At 35.9% G+C, this 1,464-nt stretch carries 1 protein-coding gene; it reads left to right on the top strand.

Features of this window, described 5'->3' with window-relative positions; genetic code table 11:
• Positions 1-636: 636 nt before the first annotated feature.
• Positions 637-1,464: SprB repeat-containing protein (locus tag BUA16_RS18785; protein WP_178338924.1), on the top strand; the 828-nt coding region annotated here is incomplete at its 3' end.

Genomic DNA, 1,464 nt, shown 5'->3' with positions numbered 1-1,464 from the left:
ATGGCTTGTCTATTGTTTTTTAAAGGAATTCATGAATGCTCCGCATTTCATCAATGGAAAAAATGAACAGAATTAGTATTTAGGACAGAACTGAATATATACCATTTCTTTGTCGAAAACCTAACTGCAACAGTTGATGGGGGAAATGGGTTGTACAAAACTGCAGACTTCTCCGGGAATTTGGTCAAAATTTGATATATTTTTAATAAGCGTTGAAACAACAAAACCTATGTATAATTATGGGTTTTTATTCTATTTAATTATAAGAATTATTCCGCAATAGTGCTCCGATAATTTACTGGCCAAATCGAAAATATATAAAACTGAATATGGAAAACTGTATGCTCATATTGGCTCTATTATCTTTTTTTTGTGCATTTCATCGAATGGAAAATATAAAATCAGAAAAATATGTCAAAAAAAAACGATATTGAACTTAAATAATGAGACGCTAATTTAAAAATACCATGTGGGTAAATCTTTACACTTCCAAATTTTAATTACTTTATTTAATGGGTTCGCTTTTTAATTTAGCATTCTTTTTGTTATTAAATGAACCCCACTTCATTTATTGAACAATAACCGTATTACTTAGTGCTCTGGTGTAGTTACAATTAAGCCTTAATAAACTATACTATGAGAACCACCCTCCGGAATTTCTTCAGAAAATCATTTTTTATTTCTTTTCTATCACTTTTTGTGACAACCACCACAAACGCAATTGAAGCATTACCTGTTAAAATTATTGCGACAGAAATAATTCCAAATTTTAATAGTATAACCAATAGTGAGACAGGAACGACACTAAAACATTCTTTCACTGGCAGCAATCCAATTTCTACAGCTGATAATGAAAGAATACTGACGGGCTCTGAATTGGACATTGAAGAACTGGAAGAGTATGAAGCTTTAAAACTAGAATATACCATTGGCCATGTAGATTGTCATGGTGGGAATAATGGGTATGCAACGGCCAATGTACGGGGTGGTATGGCACCCTACACCTATCAATGGAGCAATGGTGCTACTACACAAACCATAACTAATTTGGTTGCGGGAACCTATACCTTAGTTGTAAAAGATGTGAATGGAAAGAGAAGAAGTTGTAGGCTAAAAATAAAAGAACCTGCCAAACTTGCTCATAAAATTTTAAAGTTAAGTGATGCGAGCGCAGCGGGAGCTTCAGACGGTTCGGCTAGAGTAACCGTTTCAGGAGGTGCCAAACCCTATAGTTATGCTTGGGACAACGGGGAGACAACCGCCACAGCCACAGAACTTAATGCAGGTAGGCACAGGGTAACAATAACCGATAATAATGGCTGTACAAAACAGTGTTATATCCAAATTAATGAACCAAATCCACCTGTAGAGGAAGTCTGCGATGGGGTTGATAACAATGGCGATGGTCAAGTCGATGAAGGCTTTGCCGATACCGATGGCGACGGCATTTCAGATTGTGTGGAT

The sequence above is a fragment of the Arenibacter nanhaiticus genome, assembly GCF_900141935.1.
GTDB lineage: Bacteria > Bacteroidota > Bacteroidia > Flavobacteriales > Flavobacteriaceae > Arenibacter > Arenibacter nanhaiticus.
This window is presented reverse-complemented; position numbering and strand designations above follow the sequence as displayed.